Here is a 16975-nt window from a genome sequence, read left to right as displayed (position 1 = left end):
GTGAGCCGCCTCGACGCCCGCATCGCCATCGCCTCGACCGCCTCGTGCGGCGGCGCGACCGCGCGCGTCATTGGTATGACCACCGGCACCACCACCACGCCTCTGGCGGGGACAGGTTAGCGCGCACCGAAGCTCAGGAACGCAAAAACCCAACCCCGCCCGGATCGCCCCGGGCGGGGTTTTTCTTTTCCCGAACTCTCCGAAAGACCCACCTCATGTCCTCCAATCTCGCCCTCCTCGAACGCCCCGCCGCCCCCGCCCTCTCCGCCGCCTCGCCCGAGGTGGTGGTGATGAAGTTCGGCAGCTCCGTGCTGGTCGATCCCGCCGATGCGCCCAAGGTCGCCTCCGACATCTACGCCGAGGTCCGCCGGGGCCGTCGGGTGGTCGCGGTCGTCTCGGCCCTCGCCGGAGAGACCGACCGTCTGCTGGCCGAGGCCCGCGCCCTCGGCCTCGCCCACGACAACAGCATCCTCCCCGCCTACGTCGTTCAGGGCGAGGAGCGGTCCGCCGCCCTCGTGGCCCTGGCCTGCGACCGCGTCGGCCTCAGCGCCGCCACCCTGACGGTTCGTGAACTGGGCCTCGTCGCCGAGGGCCCGTGCGAGCACGCCCGTCCGCTGTCGCTGGATCGCGCCGCGCTGGACCGCGCCCTGCTCAGGCATGAGGTCGTCGTGGTGCCCGGCTTCGGCGCCGTCTCGCCCGAGGGGCAGGTCGTCCTTCTGGGCCGCGGCGGCTCGGACCTGACGGCCCTCGTCCTCGCGGCCGAGCTGGAGTTGGACAGCGTCCAGCTGGTGAAGGACGTGGACGGCCTCTACGACCGCGATCCCAACGTCCACCCCGACGCCCGCCGCTATGATCAGGCCAGCTGGGCCGAGGCCAAGGCGCTGGGCGGCGGCCTGGTCCAGCCGGACGCGCTCGATCTGGCCGAGGCCCGCCAGCTGAAGGTCGAGGTGCGCAACTATCTCGACGGCCACCGCACGGTCGTCGGCCCGGTCGGCGCCCCGCCAAAACCCGCGCCCGCCCACCGCCGCCTGCGCGTAGCCGTCGCCGGCTGCGGCGTGGTCGGCGGCGGCGCCTTGGCCCGCCTGCTGGTCGATCCCCGCGTCGAAGTGGTCGGCGTCCTGGTCCGCGATCCGTCAAAGCCGCGCGATGTGCCCGGCGCCTCAGACGCGCAACTGGCGCCCCTGCTGGTCTCCAGTCCCGACGCCCTTCTGGAGCGTCAGCCCGACATCGTGCTGGAGGCCCTGTCCGAGGCCGCCGCCGGTCACGCCGTCATCCGCGCCGCCCTATCGCGCGGCGTCGATGTCGCCACGGCCAACAAACAGGCGGTCAGCGTCGATCCCGTCGGCCTGCTGTCCCTGGCGGAACAGAACGGCGCCCGCCTGCTGTGGTCGGCCTCCGTCGGCGGCGGCGTGCCCATGGTCGAGGCCGTTCGCGCCGCCCGCGCCGACGCCCCGGTCGCCGCCTTCGAAGCGGTGCTGAACGGCACGGTCAACTTCATGCTGGCCCGGCTCGGCGAAGGCGCCTCCTTCGATCAGGCCTTGGCCGAGGCCCGCGCCGCCGGTTTCGCCGAGGAAAACCCGTCGTCCGACCTTGAGGGCCTCGACGCCCTCGCCAAGGTCCGCCTTCTGGCCTTCGAGGCCTTCGGAGTCATGCCCGAGGAAGCCGACATCCCCCGCGACGTGCTGAATCCCGCCGCCCTGCCGCCCGCCGGCTCGCGCCAGCTCTGTCGCTGCGAGCTGAAAGAGGGCAAGCTGGTCGCCGCCGTGCGGCTGGTCTCGGGCCAGCTCGATCCGCTGTTCGCGGAGCTGAAGGGAGAGGGCAACGCCTTGAAGGTGGTCTCGCTGGATGGATCGGTCGTGCGCCGTCGCGGTCGCGGCGCCGGGCGCTGGGCCACGGCCGAGAGCCTGCTGGCCGACCTGTCCGACCTCGCCGCCGCCCGCCTGTCGAAGGTCGCCTGACCATGGCCGTCTTCACCCCCGTCGAGGAGGCCGACGCCGAGCCCTTCATTAGTCGCTACGGCCTGGGTCTCGGCGCGCTCACGCCCATCGCCGAAGGGGTGGAGAACACCAACTATCGCCTCGACACGGGTCAGGGCCGCTTCGTCCTGACACTGTTCGAGGGCCGCACCGACGCCGACGCCCTGCCCTTCTGCCTGGGCCTGACCGCCCATGCCGCCGACAGGGGCCTGCCCTGCGCCCGCGCCATGATCGCCGCTGACGGTCAGGCGGTCGGCACGCTGAATGGCCGCCCCGCCGCCATCCTCGAATGGCTGCCCGGCGCGTGGAAGCGCGAACCGTCTCTGGAGCATCAACACGCCGCCGGCGCCCTGCTGGCCCGACTGCATCTGGCCGGCGCCGACTTCCCGCTGGAGCGCGCCAATCCGGTCGGCCCCGCCGCCCGCCGCGCCCTGTTCGACCGCTGCCTGACCCGCGCCGACGCCGCCACACACGCCCTGCTGGACCGCATGGCCCCGTGGGTCACTGGCCCCTGCGCCGATCCGGGCGCCGGCCTGTCGCGCGGCCCGATCCACGCCGACTACTTCCCCGACAATCTGCTGTTCGAGGGCGACGCCCCCAGCGGGCTGATCGACTTCTATTTCGGTTGCACAGACGCCTTCGCCTATGACCTCGCCATCGCTCTGTCGGCCTGGGGCTTCGACGCCGAGGGCCAGCCGCTACCGGCTGCGCTGGCGGCCTTCCGCGCGGGCTATGAGTCCGTCCGCCCCCTGGCGCCCGCTGAGTCCGCCGCCCTGCCGGCGCTGGGCGCCGTCGCGGCGGTGCGCTTCACCCTGACCCGGCTGCACGACCGGCTGTTCCACGACCCGACCCGGTTGGTCACCCCCAAGGATCCCGCGCCCTTCCTGAGGCGACTGGATTGGTGGACAGAGCAGGCCGCGCTGGCGGCCTAGCCGATCGTCGCCAGCACCGCTTCCAGCGTCGCATCCACGATCTCGAACCGCTCGGTCTTGCCCTCCAGCCCTTGTAGCTGCGGCGGCCGTTCGGGCGCGAAGCCCAACGCGGCCTCCACACTGTCGGGGAATTTCGCCGGATGCGCCGTCGACAGGGCGACCATCGCGCCCGTCCGCTCAATCCGCCGCGCCGCATGCAAGGCCACCGCCGTGTGTGGGCAGATCACCCGTCCGTTCTCGCGCCAGGTCCGCTGCATCTCCGCGACCGTCTCGGCCTCGCTGACCGACACCGCCGACACTTCGCGCCGCAGCGCCGTCAGCACCTCGTCCGGCAGGGTCACCCGTCCCGCCTTGTTGAAGTCCTCGAACAGGCCACGCGTCAGATCCGCGTCCCGGCCCGTGGCCTCGAACACCAGTCGCTCGAAGTTCGAGGGCGCCTGTACGTCCATGCTGACGCTGGCCGTCGGCTCAGCCTGCGTCCGCTCATAGACGCCCGTGTGCAGCGCCCGCACCAGGGCATCGTTGCGGTTGGTCGCCGCCACCAGATCGCCGATGGGCAGGCCGCACTGCCGCGCGACCCAGCCCGCGAAGGCGTCGCCGAAGTTTCCGGTCGGGACCACATAGGTCGCCGGATCGGCCAGCTTCGCCGCCGTCGCGGCGTAATAGGGCGCCTGCCCGGACAGCCGAGCCCAGTTGATCGAGTTGACCGAACTGACCCGTCGGTTCGCTTTCAGCGCCTCCACGCCCAGCAGGGCCTTCACCAGCCGCTGGCAGTCGTCGAAATCGCCCCGCACCGCGAGGTTCAGCACATTGGACGCGCCGGTCGTGGTCATCTGCAGCCGTTGCATCGGCGAGACCCGGCCCAGCGGGTGCAACACCACCAGATCAATCCGCTCCGCCCCCGCGAAGGCCTTCACCGCCGCCGCGCCCGTGTCGCCGCTGGTCGCGGTCAGCAGCAGCAGCCGCTCGCCCGTCTCCGCCAGCAGGCTCTCGGCCATCCCGGCCACCAGCTGCATGGCCAGATCCTTGAACGCCGCCGTCGGGCCATGGAACAGCTCCAACACATGCAGGCCGGGCTTCAGCTCGACCAAAGGGACCACGTCCGGATGCGAGAAGCGGTCCTGCACCCGTCGCGTCGCCGCCGCCAGCGCGCCTTCGGGCAAGCCCTCGCCCACGAAGGGGGTCAACAGCCGCTCGGCCAGGGTCGCATAATCCGCTCCGCCCGCGATCAGATCGTCCAGCGACAGACGCGGCCAGACGGACGGCGCGAACAGGCCGCCGTCCGGCGCGATGCCGTTGATCACGGTCCCGGCGAAATCGACGAGCGGAGAACGGCCACGGGTGCTGACATAGGACGGGGAAGTCATCCCCCATTGGTCCGCAAGTCCGGCGCGCCCGTCAATGACGGACAGGCGCGCCGACCCGGCTTTAGAACTTCAGGCGGAAGTTCACGCCCGCGGTGTGGCTTTCCATCTTCTCGCCGTACTCCCCGACGTACTGCAGGCGCAGCGACATGCCCTGATCGGTCTCGAACCGGATGTCGGCCCCCACTCGCCAGGCTTCGTCGTCGATGGGCGTGGTGATGAAGGCGGGCGCCGCGTTCGGGTTCGAGCCCAGCAGGCGCATCGGCGAAACCAGCTCGTCATCCGACTGGAAAACGCCGCCGATGGTGATTGCCGCCGTGGCGCTGGAGCCCTCGCGGAGGTCGGAGTGGAAGCCGAAGGTCACCTCCGGATTCAGCGTGCCGAACACGTCGGTGTTTTCGTAGGCCTCGACGCCCAGACCGGCCATCCCCTCCTCGGAGAAGCCGTCGAGATAGAGGGCGGTCACCGAGCCGCGCAGGGCCGGACGAACATAGAAGCCGCCCGCCCCGAAGATGCGCGCCACCTCGGCGTCCATCCGCAGATAGCCGCTGTCGTTGTTCGACTTGCCGACCAGGGTCGTGAAGACGTTGCTGAAGCGCGTCGTCACGACATCCTGCCAGCCGCCGCTGATGGAGACGCCCATCTGGCCGCCGTCCGGAGCCGTCCGACGCAGACCCAGGCCGCCGTGGAAGCCATCGCCCTGGAAGCTGGCCCGCACGCCGTCGACAGCGTTCAGACCAAGGTCGTCGTAGCCGAAGGCGCCGCCCAGCATCCAGCCGCCGCCGGCCAGATTGATGGGCTGCTCGAACCCGGCGCGGAAGCGAGCGACCGAGTCAGCCTTGATCCCGAAATACTCGCTGTCGCCTTCCCGTTCGAACTGATGGTCCTCGACCTGGGCCCAGACGCAGCGGTCGCCGGCGGGAACCAGATCCGAGCCGCAGTTGAACATCTGGTCGGCGAAATCACGCGCCGCCGTCAGCTGCATCACCGAAGACGACAGCAGAGGTTCGGGGTTCAACTCATTGAAGATGTAGCTGTACAGGTCCTCATCGCCGACCTGCAGGTTGCCGATCAGGGCCATCAGCTGGCCGATGCCCGACGACCCGCCGTAAGCGATGGCCGAGTCCATATGCAGGCCCAGATACTGGCCGTTCCGGTTCAGGAAGGGTTGGCCGAAGTGGGTGCTGAAGGCCAGGTGCACGCCGTCGGCGTCCGCCTCGATCCGGTAGTCCATCGCCAGCGTGTCTTCGATCTCCAGACCGTTGTCGACGCCCACGCCGCCGGTGGCGAACAGGGTGACGCGGTTGGAGTTCTCGAGCCAGGTCAGGATGACCTCGCCCGTGCCGTCGACCGTGGCGTCGCCGGTCACGTTCACCCGGTCCGACGCATAGGGGCCATAGGCCACGTCGAAGCCCAGATGCCCCGCGCCGGTCTGGATGTAGTCGCCGTCCAGGGCGACCGTGTTGATGACCCGCGCGCCGTAGTAGAGGTTGCTGGTCGGATCGCCCTCGGCGTCCAGATTGCCGAAGGTCTCGCCGTTCAGCAGATCAATCGGGGTGCGCGAGGCGCTGAGCCCCATCAGGAAATCGCCCGCATTGGTGAAGGCGCCGGTGCTGCCCGGACCGTCCTGAAGGTCAATCGTGTTGAAGGCCAGGAAGGTCCCGCCCACCCCGTTCAGCAGGGCGTTGACGCCCGACCCCAGATCGATGTTGCCGAAGATCTCGCCGGTGTTCTCGACGCGGTCATTGCCCGCGCCGGTGTCGATGGCCAGACCCGAGACGGCCGAGACCGAGCCCGAGGTGTTGATCAGGTTCGACGCGCCGCCCGACAGGCGGATACCGACACCGGCGCCCGCGCCGCCGCGGACCATGTTGTCGGACAGGACACTGATATTGCCCGCGCCGGTCCCGCCCATGCTCTGGGCGAAGATGCCGATCGAGTCCTCGCCCGGGGCGAAGACCACCCCGGAGACATCCAGGGTGATCGCGCCGCCCGCGCCCGCGCCGCCCGCCGTACCGGCGAAGATGCCGTCGACCCAACCGCCGCCGCCGCCCAGGCTCTGGGCGATGACGCCATGGGCTACGTCGCCGGTGACGATGATCGAGCCGGTGTGGTCCAGCCCGATGGAGCCGCCCGAGCCGCTGTTGGCCGCGCTCAGGTTCACCGTCGCATTGTCGAACGTCCCGAACACCGCGCCGCCGCCGCCGCCGATGGACTGCAACAGCAGGCCGTGCGAGCCGAGGCCGGTCGAGCGCAGGTCGCCGCTGTTGGTCAGGGTGATGGAGCCCCCGTTGCCGCTCGCCCCAAGGGTCCCGCCCAGGTTCACGATTGGCGCATTGACGCCGCTCATGAACAGGCCGCCGCCGCCGCCGCCGATCGACTGCACCACCAGCATGGGCGAGTGATCGCCCTGGCTGACGAAGCCGCCGCTGAAGCCGGAGTTGACCACGCCGCCGTCGTTGCCCAGGCCGCCCGCGGCGCCCAGGCTGACGGTGGCGACCGTATCGCCCGGCGCGGCCAGCGGATCGAAGATCACCGGCTGGACCATCGGGGTCAGGACATCGTCCTTGTCCGACAGCCGCGGCATGACGTTCGGCGCCGGAAGCGCCGGAGCGCTGTTGGCCGAGCCGGAGCCGCTGACGGTGATGGTGGCGAAGCCGCCGCCGCCGCCGATGGTCTGCAGGATGGCGCCCGCCGACAGGTCGCCCGCGGTGGCGATACGGCCCGTCTGGCTGCGCAGGATGTCGCCGCCGTCCGAGGTCTGGCTGTTGATCGCGCCGAGGGTGACGCCGACATCGCCCAGCAGTGTCCCCGCCGGGGCAGTCACGTCGATGATGCCGCGACCACCGCCGCCGCCGATGCTCTGGAACAGGACGCCGGGAGCCCCGTCGCCGAGGCTGGTCAGGCTGCCGGTGTGGCCGCCCAGCAGGTCGCCGCCTTCGTTGTCGTCGCCGTCAACGCCGCCCAGATCGATGCGGAAGGCCAGCGGCGCCGCGGGCAGGATGACCGTCGGGTCATTCAGCGCCGCCAGCGTGGCCGACAGATTGACCGTGCCGCCGCCGCCGCCGACCGACTGCATGAAGGCGCCGACACCGTGATCCCCGCCGACCCCGAAGGCGCCGCTGGTGTTCACGGTGACGAGGCCCGCGTTCATGCCGCTGGCGCCGTCCGCGCCCGCGCGGGCCGCGACCAGGGCGTCCGCCGGGGGCGGAGGCGTGCCGCCGCCGACGAAGGGCACGCCCGGCAGGCCGGTGACGCCCGAGAAGTCCAGCGCCAGCGTACCGCCGCCGCCGTTGATGCTCTCGGCGTTGATGGCCATGGAGCCCGCGCCCAGCACGGTGATGTCGCCCGTGTGGTTGACGGTGACCGAGCCGCCGACGCCGCCCGCCCCGCCGCCGAAGACGCCGCCGATCAGGGCCGACAGGGCGTTGCCGATGACCAGGCTGCCCGGCTCGGCGGTCAGCGAGAAGCCGAGATTGGCGTTGCCGCCGCCCCCGCCGATCGACTGGGCCTGAATGCCGTGGGCGCCCGCGCCGCGGGTGGTGATCGAGCCGCTGTTGGTCACGGTGACCGGGCCGCCGTCGCCGCCCGAACCGCCGAAGCCGCCGATGGTGATCAGGGGCGTATTGCCCGAGGCGCCGATGATCATGTTGGCGGCGATGGCCAGGCCGCCGTTGCCGCCGCCACCGCCCAGCGACTGGGCGAAGATGCCGTGAGCGCTATCGCCGGCGGTGTCGATGACGCCCGCGTTGTCGACGATGACCGTCCCGGCCGAGTTGCCGGAGCCGCCCGTGCCGCCGTAGCTGAAGGTGAAGGCGCCGCTGTCCGCGCCCGAGCGCATGCCGGTCAGGGACAGGACGGACGAGCCGTTGCCGCCGCCGCCGCCCAGCGACTGGGCGAAGATACCGTAGGCGCCGTCGCCCTCGGTGATGATCATGCCGCTGTTGGCCGACGAGGTCGGACGGTTGATCACGGTCACATCGCCGCCCGTGCCGCCCGTACCGCCCGTGCCGCCGATCAGGACGGCGATCCGGTGCGAGACCTGCTCGGTCGTGGTCTGGCCGGCCACCACGTCGAGCACCAGCCCGCCGTCGCCGCCGCCGCCGCCAATGCTGTTGGCGCTGATGCCCGCCGCGTCGCGACCGGTCGTCCAGATCGTGCCCTCGTTCAGCACATCGACCGAGCCGCCGTAGCCGCCGGCGCCGCCGGTGCCGCCGACGGCGATCGTCAGGTCATTGTTGTTGCGCGGGCTCTGCAGCCGGGTGGTGATGGTCGCGCCGCCGATGCCGCCGCCGCCGCCGATGGACTGGGCGCGGATGCCGAAGGCGTTCACGCCCTCGGTGGTGATGACGCCGGTGTTGGTGACGTCCACGACGCCGCCGTAGCCGCCCGTGCCGCCGCTGCCGCCGACATTGACCGACATGGTGTTGCTGGTCGACGCGCCGGGCGAACCGCCCAGTTGGAAAGCCAGGGTGCGGGCGTGACCGCCCACGCCGCCGCCGCCGCCGATGGCCTGCGCCAGGATGCCGTCCGAATTGGCGCCGAAGGTAGCGATGCGGTCGTCATTGGTGACGGTGACGACGCCGGCCTCACCGCCTGTGCCGCCTGAGCCGCCGACGGCGACACTGGCCGCGCCCGCCGCGCGCACGATGGCGTTGGCGCCCGTGCCGCCGACCCCGCCGCCGCCGCCGATGGACTGCGCCAGGATCCCGCGGGAGTCCTCCCTGCGGGTGACGATCTGGCTGTGGTTGAACACATTGACCGCGCCGCCGGTCGCGCCGGAGCCGCCTTCCAGACCGACCGACAGGCCCGCGCTGTAGGTTTCAGCGTCCTGGCCGGTCCCGCCCGTGTGCGAGAAGCCGGTCGTGAACGAGCCGCTCGAACCGCCGCCGCCGCCGATGGACTGGGCCAGGATGCCCGACGACATGGCGCCGTTGGTCTCGATGGCGCCGTCAGCGGTGACGGTGACGTCCCCGCCCTCGCCGCCCGTGCCGCCCAGACGGCCGAGCACCAGGTTGACGTTGTTGCGCGACATCGGCCCCATCGCCAGGTCGAACGAGGCGTTGCCGCCGCCGCCGCCGATCGACTGGGCCCGGATGCCGGACGCGTTGTCGCCCTCGGTGCCGATGTCGCCGACGTGGTCGACGGTGACCGCCTGACCGATCCCCGCCGCCCCGCCGCGCCCGCCGAGGGCGAAGCTGACCGAGTTGGCGTTGCGCATCAGGCCGAGGCTGAGGTTCAGGAAGGAGCTGCCGCCCCCGCCGCCCAGCGACTGGGCGTGCAGGCCGTCGGCCCCGGCGCCGGTGGTGAAGATATTGCCTGCGTGGGTGACGCCGACGATGCCGCCGTCGCCCGCATCGCCGCCGTTGCCGCCGATGGCGATGGTCGCCGCGGTCGCCGCGTTCTGGGTCGGGGTGCGCACTGTCAGGGCCAGCGCCATGTTGATCTGGGCCGCGCCGCCGCCGCCGCCGACCGACTGGGCCAACAGACCCGTCGAGCCGTCGCCGAAGGTGCGGATCAGGTGGGGCGTCGCCGCCGCGCCGTCATAGCCGCGGATCACGGTGACATCGCCGCCGTGGCCGCCCGCGCCTCCCGAGCCGCCGATGCCGACCGAGACCGGCTGGCCGTTCGGGGCGATGACGCCGGTGGCGTTGATGCCGCCCATGCCGCCGCCGCCGCCAATGGACTGGGCCACGATGCCCATCGAGCCCCCGGCGTAGTCCACCGCCACGAACCGGTTCAGACCGGTCAGCGGATCCGTTTCGACCCGCGCATTGACCAGCACATCGCCGTTCGAGTTCAGGTCCACGTGGCCCGCGTCAGCGCCCGCGCCGCCGTTGCCGCCCATGCCCGCCGCGAAGGCGAAGCCGTTGGTCCGGCTCTCGCCGCCCGCCAGCGAGATGTTGGCCGCCACGTTCAGGCCGCCCGCGCCGCCGCCGCCGGCCACGCTCTGCACCAGGATGCCGGTCGAATTGGTCCCCTCGACCATGACTTGGCCGTTCTGGATGACATCGACGTCGCCGCTGATGTTGCCCGCGCCGCCGAAGCCGCCCAGGCCGAAGACCAGCGAGGGCTCGGTGGTCGTCGGATCGGAGGTGAAGCCGCCCGAGATGTTGATGCCGCCCGCGCCGCCGCCGCCGCCGACCGACTGGGCCAGGATGCCGCGCGCGTTCACGCCGCTGGCGAAGACGTCGGCGTCGATGTCCGCGTCCACGCGCATGGCGAAGCCGCCGCCGCCGCCGAAGCCACCGATCCCGGCGACCAGCTGGCCGTCCATGGAGACGCCGCCCGAGATGTTGATCCCGCCCGCGCCGCCGCCGCCGCCGATGGACTGGGCGCCCACCGCGATCCGGTCGTCGCCGACCGAGACCACCTGCACCCGGTCCGTGCCCGGCGCGCGGATGGTCAGATCGACCTCGCCGGCGTCGCCGCCCAGACCGCCGAAACCGCCGATGCCGATGGCCGCCGTGCGGCTGCTGGTCGAGCCGCTCGGGGCGGTCAGGCTGATCTGGCCGGTCACGTTCAAGCCGCCGGCGCCGCCGCCGCCGCCGATCGACTGGGCCAGAACGCCGTGCGAGCCGTTCGACCGCTCGCGGTATTCCGGGATGGTGTAGGTCAGCCCCAGGAACAGGCCGGTCAGGACCACCTCGGGGTGGACCACATCCGTGCCGACGCCGTTGGCGATGACATTGCCGGTGATGGTGGCCTCGACGCGCTGCGCCGTGCCGCCGTTGCCGCCGAAGCCCCCCAGGCCGAAGCCGAAGCCGCCCGCATTGCCCTGGGTCGTCCCGGAGATGCCGCCGGTGATGTTGAGGCCGCCGGCGCCGCCGCCGCCCGCGACGCTCTGGACGATGATCCCGTCCGAGTTGGCCCCGTGGGTGAAGGTGTCGCCCGTACGGGTCAGGGTCGCGGTCTGGGCGTCCCCGCCGCCGCCGCCGAAGCCGCCGATGCCGATCCCGACCGTGCCCGCCGTGCCGAGGCCCAGAGCGATGGAGCCGTTGACGTTCAGGCCGCCCGCGCCGCCGCCGCCGCCCAGCGACTGGACGGTCACGCCGTCCGCGTCATCGCCCTGGGTCTGGTAGTCGCCGATCACCGTGGCCGTGACAACGTCGCTATAGCCGCCCGAGCCGCCGAAGCCGCCCAGGCCGAAGCCCGCGGCCACCGCGGCGTTGTTGCCCGCGCTGATCGCCACCTGGCCGGTGATGTTCAGGCCGCCCGAGCCGCCGCCGCCGCCGACCGACTGGATCAGGGCGCCGTACGAGCCCCGGCCCAGGGTGTGGACGTCGCCCGTCAGGTCAGCCGTCACCACGCCGGAATAGCCGCCCAGACCGCCGAAGCCGCCCAGACCGACGCCGATCACGCCGTTGACGCCCTGGCTGGCGCTGAAGCCGCCGGTGATGTTCATCCCGCCCGCGCCGCCGCCGCCGCCGACGGACTGGATCAGGGCGCCGTGCGCCTCGTCCCCGGCGGTGGTGATGTCGCCGGTCAGGGTCGCGGTGACCGTGCCCGCATAGCCGCCGTCGCCGCCGAAGCCGCCCACGCCGACGCCCAGCACGCCCGCGCCGCCGCCGCTGTCGATCGACAGGCTGACCCCGCCGGTGATGTTGAAGCCGCCCGCGCCGCCGCCGCCGCCGATGCTCTGGATGCTGGCCCCGAACGACCGGTCGCCAAAGGTCAGGATGTCGCCGGTGAAGGTGGTGGTCACGGTTCCCGCGAAGCCGCCGCCGCCGCCGAAGCCGCCCACGCCAACCAGCAGGTTCCCGGCCACGGTCTTCGACCCGGCGATGCCGCCGGTGATGTTGAAGCCGCCCGTGCCGCCGCCGCCGCCCACCGACTGGACCAGCAAGGCCGAGGCGTCATGGCCTTGCGTCTCGATATCGCCGTTGATGGTGGCGATCACGGTCTCGGCGTCGCCGCCGTCGCCGCCGCCGCCGCCCACGCCGACGCCGATGTTCCCGGCGCCGTCCTTGGCCACGCCGATCCCGCCGGTGATGTTGAAGCCGCCGTTGCCGCCACCGCCGCCCAGTGACTGGGCGGTGATGCCGCGCGCGAAATCGCCCAGGGTCACGACCGCGATCAGGTCATCGTCCGGATCGAGTACGCCGGCGTTGACGTTCAGCGTCACCGCGCCGCCGTTATTGCCGGCGCCGCCCTGCCCGCCGACACCGACGCCGACCGTGCCCGCGCCGTTCGCCGCCACGGCGATGCCCGCCGAGACGTTGAAGCCGCCGTTGCCGCCGCCGCCGCCGACCGACTGAGCCACGATGCCGTCGCTCTCTGTCCCGCTGGTGAAGGTCGCGCCCGTGACGTTCAGGGTGGTGTGACCGGCGGCGCCGCCGCCGCCGCCCGCGCCGCCGATGCCGACGTTGACCGAGCCCGAGACCTGTGCGTTGGCCGAAATGCCGCCCGAGATGTTGAAGGCGCCGTTGCCGCCCCCGCCGCCCAGCGACTGGGCCACGATGGCGTCGGACTGGTCGCCCAGGGTCGTGACGTCGCCGTTGACGGTCGCGGTCACCCGCAGACCATTGCCGCCGGTGCCGCCCGCGCCGCCCAGACCGACCGACAGGCCGATGCCGCCGCCGCCCGAGCCGACGATGTTCCCGGCCACATTGAAGCCGCCCGAGCCGCCGCCGCCGCCGACCGACTGGGCCAGGAAGCCGCCCGACTGTTCGCCTTCGGTGCGGATGCCCACCGATGTGGCGTCCACCGTGCCCGCGTTACCGCCGCCGCCGCCCGCGCCGCCGAGGCCGACCGAGACCCCGCCCGCATAGCTGCCGCCGCCGCCGATGGAGCCCGCGACGTTGAAGCCGCCCGAGCCGCCGCCGCCGCCCAGCGACTGGATGATCACGCCCGCCGACTGGTCGCCCTGGGTGTGGACGTAACCGAGGGCGTCTCCGATGACGCCCATGCCGTGGCCGCCCGTGCCGCCCGAACCGCCCAGACCGAAGGCGCCCGCGCCTCCGAAGGTGCCGCCGCCGCCGATAGAGCCGCTGACATTGAAGGCGCCGTTGCCGCCGCCGCCGCCGACCGACTGGATCAGCAGGCCGCCCGACTGGTCCCCATGGGTCCAGATGGTGTCGGCGCTGCCGATCACCGTACCGGCGTTGCCGCCGCCGCCGCCCGAACCGCCCAGGCCGACAGACAGGCCGCCCGCGAAGGTTCCGGCCGCGCCGATGGAGCCCGAGACGTTGAACCCGCCCGTGCCGCCGCCGCCGCCGACCGACTGGATGGTCACGCCGGTCGAGCGGGCGCCGAATGTCTCGACCCCGTCGTGGACATCGCCGGTCACGTCGCCGCCGATGCCGCCCGAGCCGCCCGAGCCGCCGACGCCGGCCGAGGCGCCGAAGGCCGCCGTGCCCGCCGCCGTGACGGCCGCCGACACGTTGAAACCGCCCGAGCCCCCACCGCCGCCCACCGACTGGATCAGGGCGCCGCCGGAGTCGTCTCCACGAGTCAGAATCGTCCCGTCGAAGCCGGCGGTCACGGTCCCGCCGTTGCCGCCCGCGCCGCCCGAACCCCCGATGCCGACCGAGACCGAGCCCGCGACCCCGCCCGAGCCGGAGCCGCTGACCGCCACGGACCAGCCGCCCGTGCCGCCGCCGCCGCCGACCGACTGAGCCACCAGCCCGGTCGAGAACTGGCCGTCCGTCTGGATCGCGCCGCCCGAGCTGACGCGCACCTCGCCGCCCTGACCGCCCGCGGCGCCCGCGCCGCCCAGGGCCAGGGCGAAGGCGCCCGAGATCGTCTCGCCGCCCGAGAAGGCGATGGACAGGGCGAAGCCGCCCGAACCGCCGCCCCCGCCCACCGACTGGGCGAACAGACCTTCGGCGTAGTCGCCCTCGGTGATGAGGGTCGCATCGCCGTCGACGGTGACCAGGCCGCCCGTGCCGCCCGTGCCGCCGCGCCCGCCGATGGCGGCGCTGGCGCCGATGCCGTAGCCGAGCGTGGTCTGGGTCGCGAAGCCGCCCGAGCCGCCGCCGCCGCCCACCGACTGGGCGAACACGCCGCGCGAGCCAAGCCCGGTGGTGTAGATGACCGGATCCACGGTCTGGCTGACTCCGCCGACCGTCACCGTACGATTGAAGAAGTTGACGTCGACATCGCCGCCCAGTGCGCCCGTGCCGCCGGTCCCGCCGATGGCCACACCCGCGAACAGGCTGCCCGAGGCGGCGATGCCGCCGTTGCCGCCGCCCCCGCCCACCGACTGGGCGAAGACGCCGTGCGAATACTCGCCGTGGGTCGTCAGGTTGTTGTAATTGTTGACGGTCACCAGTCCGGAGCGGGCCCCGGCCCCGGCGCTGCCGCCTATGGTCATCAGCACGCCGCCCGACGAACCGCCGTCACCGCCGCCGCCGCCGATCGACTGAACCTGCAGGGCGTGGGCGCGATTGCCGAAGGTCTCGATGGCGCCCGTGTTGGTCACGGTCACCAGACCGCCCGTGCTGGCGCCGGTCCCGTCGCCGCCGAGGGAGACCAGACCGCCGCCGTCGCCGCCCGCGCCGCCGCCGCCGCCCACCGACTGGGCGAAGATGCCGCGCGCCAGATCACCGTGGGTGGTGATCTGCCCGTTGTTGCTCACGGTGACGGTGTTGCCGTTCGCGCCGCCGCCGCCCGAACCGCCCAGCGCCGCGATGCCGCCGCTGCTCGAGCCCGTGCCGCCGCCGCCGCCCACGGACTGGGCGAAGATGCCGTCGCCGCCCCGACCCCAGGTGGTGATAGAGCTGGCGTTGCTGGTCGTGACCGTGACGATCCCGGCCGCGCCGGCCCCGCCGCCGTCTCCGCCCAGCGAGATCGCCGCCCCGGTGCCGAGCGCATTGCCGCCGCCGCCGCCGATCGACTGGGCGAAGATGCCGCGCGCGTCCCGGCCGATCAGGCCGGTGGTGTCCGTCGAACCGCCGATGGTCAGGACCGCGCCGCTCTCGACCGTCACGTCCCCGCCGGTGCCGCCGCTGGCGCCGCGCGAGCCCACGGCCACGATCAGGGCGCCGCTGACGCCCCCGTTGCCGCCGCCGCCGCCGATCGACTGGGCGAAGATGCCGTGCGAGGCCTCGCCCGTCGTGGTGACGAAGCTGCCGTCGCGGGCGAAGACCTGGGCCGCGCCGCCGTTGCCGCCCGTGCCGCCGCCCGAGCCGATGGTGCCCAGGCCGACGCTGAAGCCGCCCTCGCCGCCACCGCCGCCCACCGACTGGGCGAACAGGCCGTAGGAGGCCCGTCCCTCGGTCCGGATGTTCGAGCCCGCCATGGTCTCGACGATGGCCGTGCCGCCGTTGCCGCCCGCCGCGCCGTCGCTGCTGAAGGTCACCAGGCCGACCGCATTGCCCGCGTCGCCGCCGATGCCGCCGATGCTGCGCGCCGTCACCCCGGACGAACCGTCGCCCAGGGTGGTGATGACGCCGTAGTTGATGGCGTGGGCGGTGCGCCCTTGGCCGCCGGTATTGCCCGCGCCGCCGTCGCCGAAGATGCCGTAGCTGCCGCCGCCGCTGCCCGCGCCGCCGCCCAGCGACTGGGCGAAGACGCCGTGCGCCGCCACGCCACGCGTGGTGATGTTGCTGTGGTTCGTGACCAGGACATTGCCGCCCGCGCTGCCCGCGCCGCCGCTGCCGCCGCTGGAGAAGGCGTAGCCGCTGCCGCCGGGGCCGCCGACGCCGGCCCGGCTCTGGCCGACCACGCCATGCGCTGCGTTGCCCGTGGTCGAGATGTTGCCGACCTGCGAGGTCAGGTTGACGTTGCCGCCCTCGCCGCCGCGACCGCCCGAGCCGCCGCTGGCGCCCAGATAGCCGTCGCCGCCCGAGCCGCCGTTGCCGCCGACGCTGGCCACGATGACGCCGGGCCGTCCGGCCGTCGTGGTGGTGATGTCGCCGTTCCCGGCGCCCACGGTGATGGTGATGTCCTCGCCGCGCGTCCCCGCGCCGCCGCTGCCCGACGACACGAACAGGGCGCCGTCGCGCCCGCCGCCGCCGCCGGCGGCCTGACGCACATAGGCATAGGCGTTCTGGTCGCCCGCGCCGGCCGGTAGCGTCAGCGAGCCCCCCGCGCCGCCGCCGGGCGCGCTGCTCAGGGACGTGACCGTGCTGATGACCTCGCCATTGGCCAGCGTCACCGACACCACCCGCCCGGACGCCACCGTCTGCGCGGTGATGGCCGAGGTCACCCCCGCCTGCGTCGGGCTGGGCAGCACGGCGCCGACGGCGATGTTGGTCAGAATGAACTGGTCGCCGGTGACGATGACGCCGTTCGACACGATCGCGGTCACGGTGACATTGGCGCCGGTAACCGGGTGCACGATCGTATCGCCGACCGCGACGGACAGGGGGCTGACGATGACCGGGGCCCCGACGGGGGGAACGTCAGCCGCGGCGGCGGCCATGGGCCAGAAGGCGGCGCCCGCGGCCACCAGGGCGGCGATGCGGCGCAGATTGCGGGCCAGGCGGCGATTGCGGGCGGCGTCCACGGCGCGGGGGCGCCGGGTCTCGCTCGCCTGCGCCATATGCGCGTGCAGACGCTGCAGGGCGGCGTACAGGAGGCCGTCGATATCGTCCGGATGACCGACCAGCAGCGCGCACAGGCTTTCCAGCTCTGCCAGCGACGCGGTTCGGGATCGGGCCGGGATACGCTCCGGCTCCAGACCTGAGGAAAGTTGGTCCAGCAGCAGCGCTACGCGCGCGAACCGGTTCGCTCTCAACGAACGCGCCATAACCCTACC

Annotated in this window: 4 protein-coding genes; 2 read left to right on the top strand and 2 right to left on the bottom strand. The window is 72.9% G+C overall.

The annotated features are described in order from the left end of the window. Window positions 1–215: 215 nt before the first annotated feature. The gene (locus tag ACTIEF_RS11955; protein ID WP_439472368.1) at window positions 216–1958 is read left to right on the top strand and encodes an amino acid kinase family protein; all 1743 of its coding nucleotides are present in this window, start codon (window positions 216–218) and stop codon (window positions 1956–1958) included. Window positions 1959–1960: 2 nt separating this feature from the next. Then, window positions 1961–2908, top strand: coding sequence for a homoserine kinase (locus ACTIEF_RS11950; RefSeq protein ID WP_439472367.1), 948 nt, complete (start codon window positions 1961–1963; stop codon window positions 2906–2908). Here ACTIEF_RS11950 and thrC read toward each other — a convergent pair. Together thrC and ACTIEF_RS11940 are read right to left on the bottom strand one after the other, a co-directional pair. Then, window positions 2905–4275: a threonine synthase gene (gene thrC / locus ACTIEF_RS11945; RefSeq protein ID WP_439472366.1), complete on the bottom strand. Its 1371-nt coding sequence runs from the start codon at window positions 4273–4275 to the stop codon at window positions 2905–2907. The genes ACTIEF_RS11950 and thrC overlap by 4 nt on opposite strands. A 61-nt stretch (window positions 4276–4336) precedes the next feature. Next, window positions 4337–16966: a hypothetical protein gene (locus ACTIEF_RS11940; RefSeq protein WP_439472365.1), complete on the bottom strand. Its 12630-nt coding sequence runs from the start codon at window positions 16964–16966 to the stop codon at window positions 4337–4339. Between the last annotated feature and the right edge of the window lie 9 nt (window positions 16967–16975).

The sequence above is a fragment of the Brevundimonas sp. genome (assembly GCF_051858995.1).
GTDB lineage: Bacteria > Pseudomonadota > Alphaproteobacteria > Caulobacterales > Caulobacteraceae > Brevundimonas.
The sequence above is the reverse complement of the archived record's forward strand: the minus strand, read 5'-3'. Positions and strand labels throughout refer to the sequence as shown.

Excerpts from the sequence above, each read along its gene's own strand:
- ACTIEF_RS11940 (WP_439472365.1), bottom strand. The coding sequence starts at position 16,966 with ATGGCGCGTTCGTTGAGAGCGAACCGGTTCGCGCGCGTAGCGCTGCTG.
- thrC (WP_439472366.1), bottom strand. The coding sequence starts at position 4,275 with ATGACTTCCCCGTCCTATGTCAGCACCCGTGGCCGTTCTCCGCTCGTC.
- ACTIEF_RS11950 (WP_439472367.1), top strand. The coding sequence starts at position 1,961 with ATGGCCGTCTTCACCCCCGTCGAGGAGGCCGACGCCGAGCCCTTCATT.
- ACTIEF_RS11955 (WP_439472368.1), top strand. The coding sequence starts at position 216 with ATGTCCTCCAATCTCGCCCTCCTCGAACGCCCCGCCGCCCCCGCCCTC.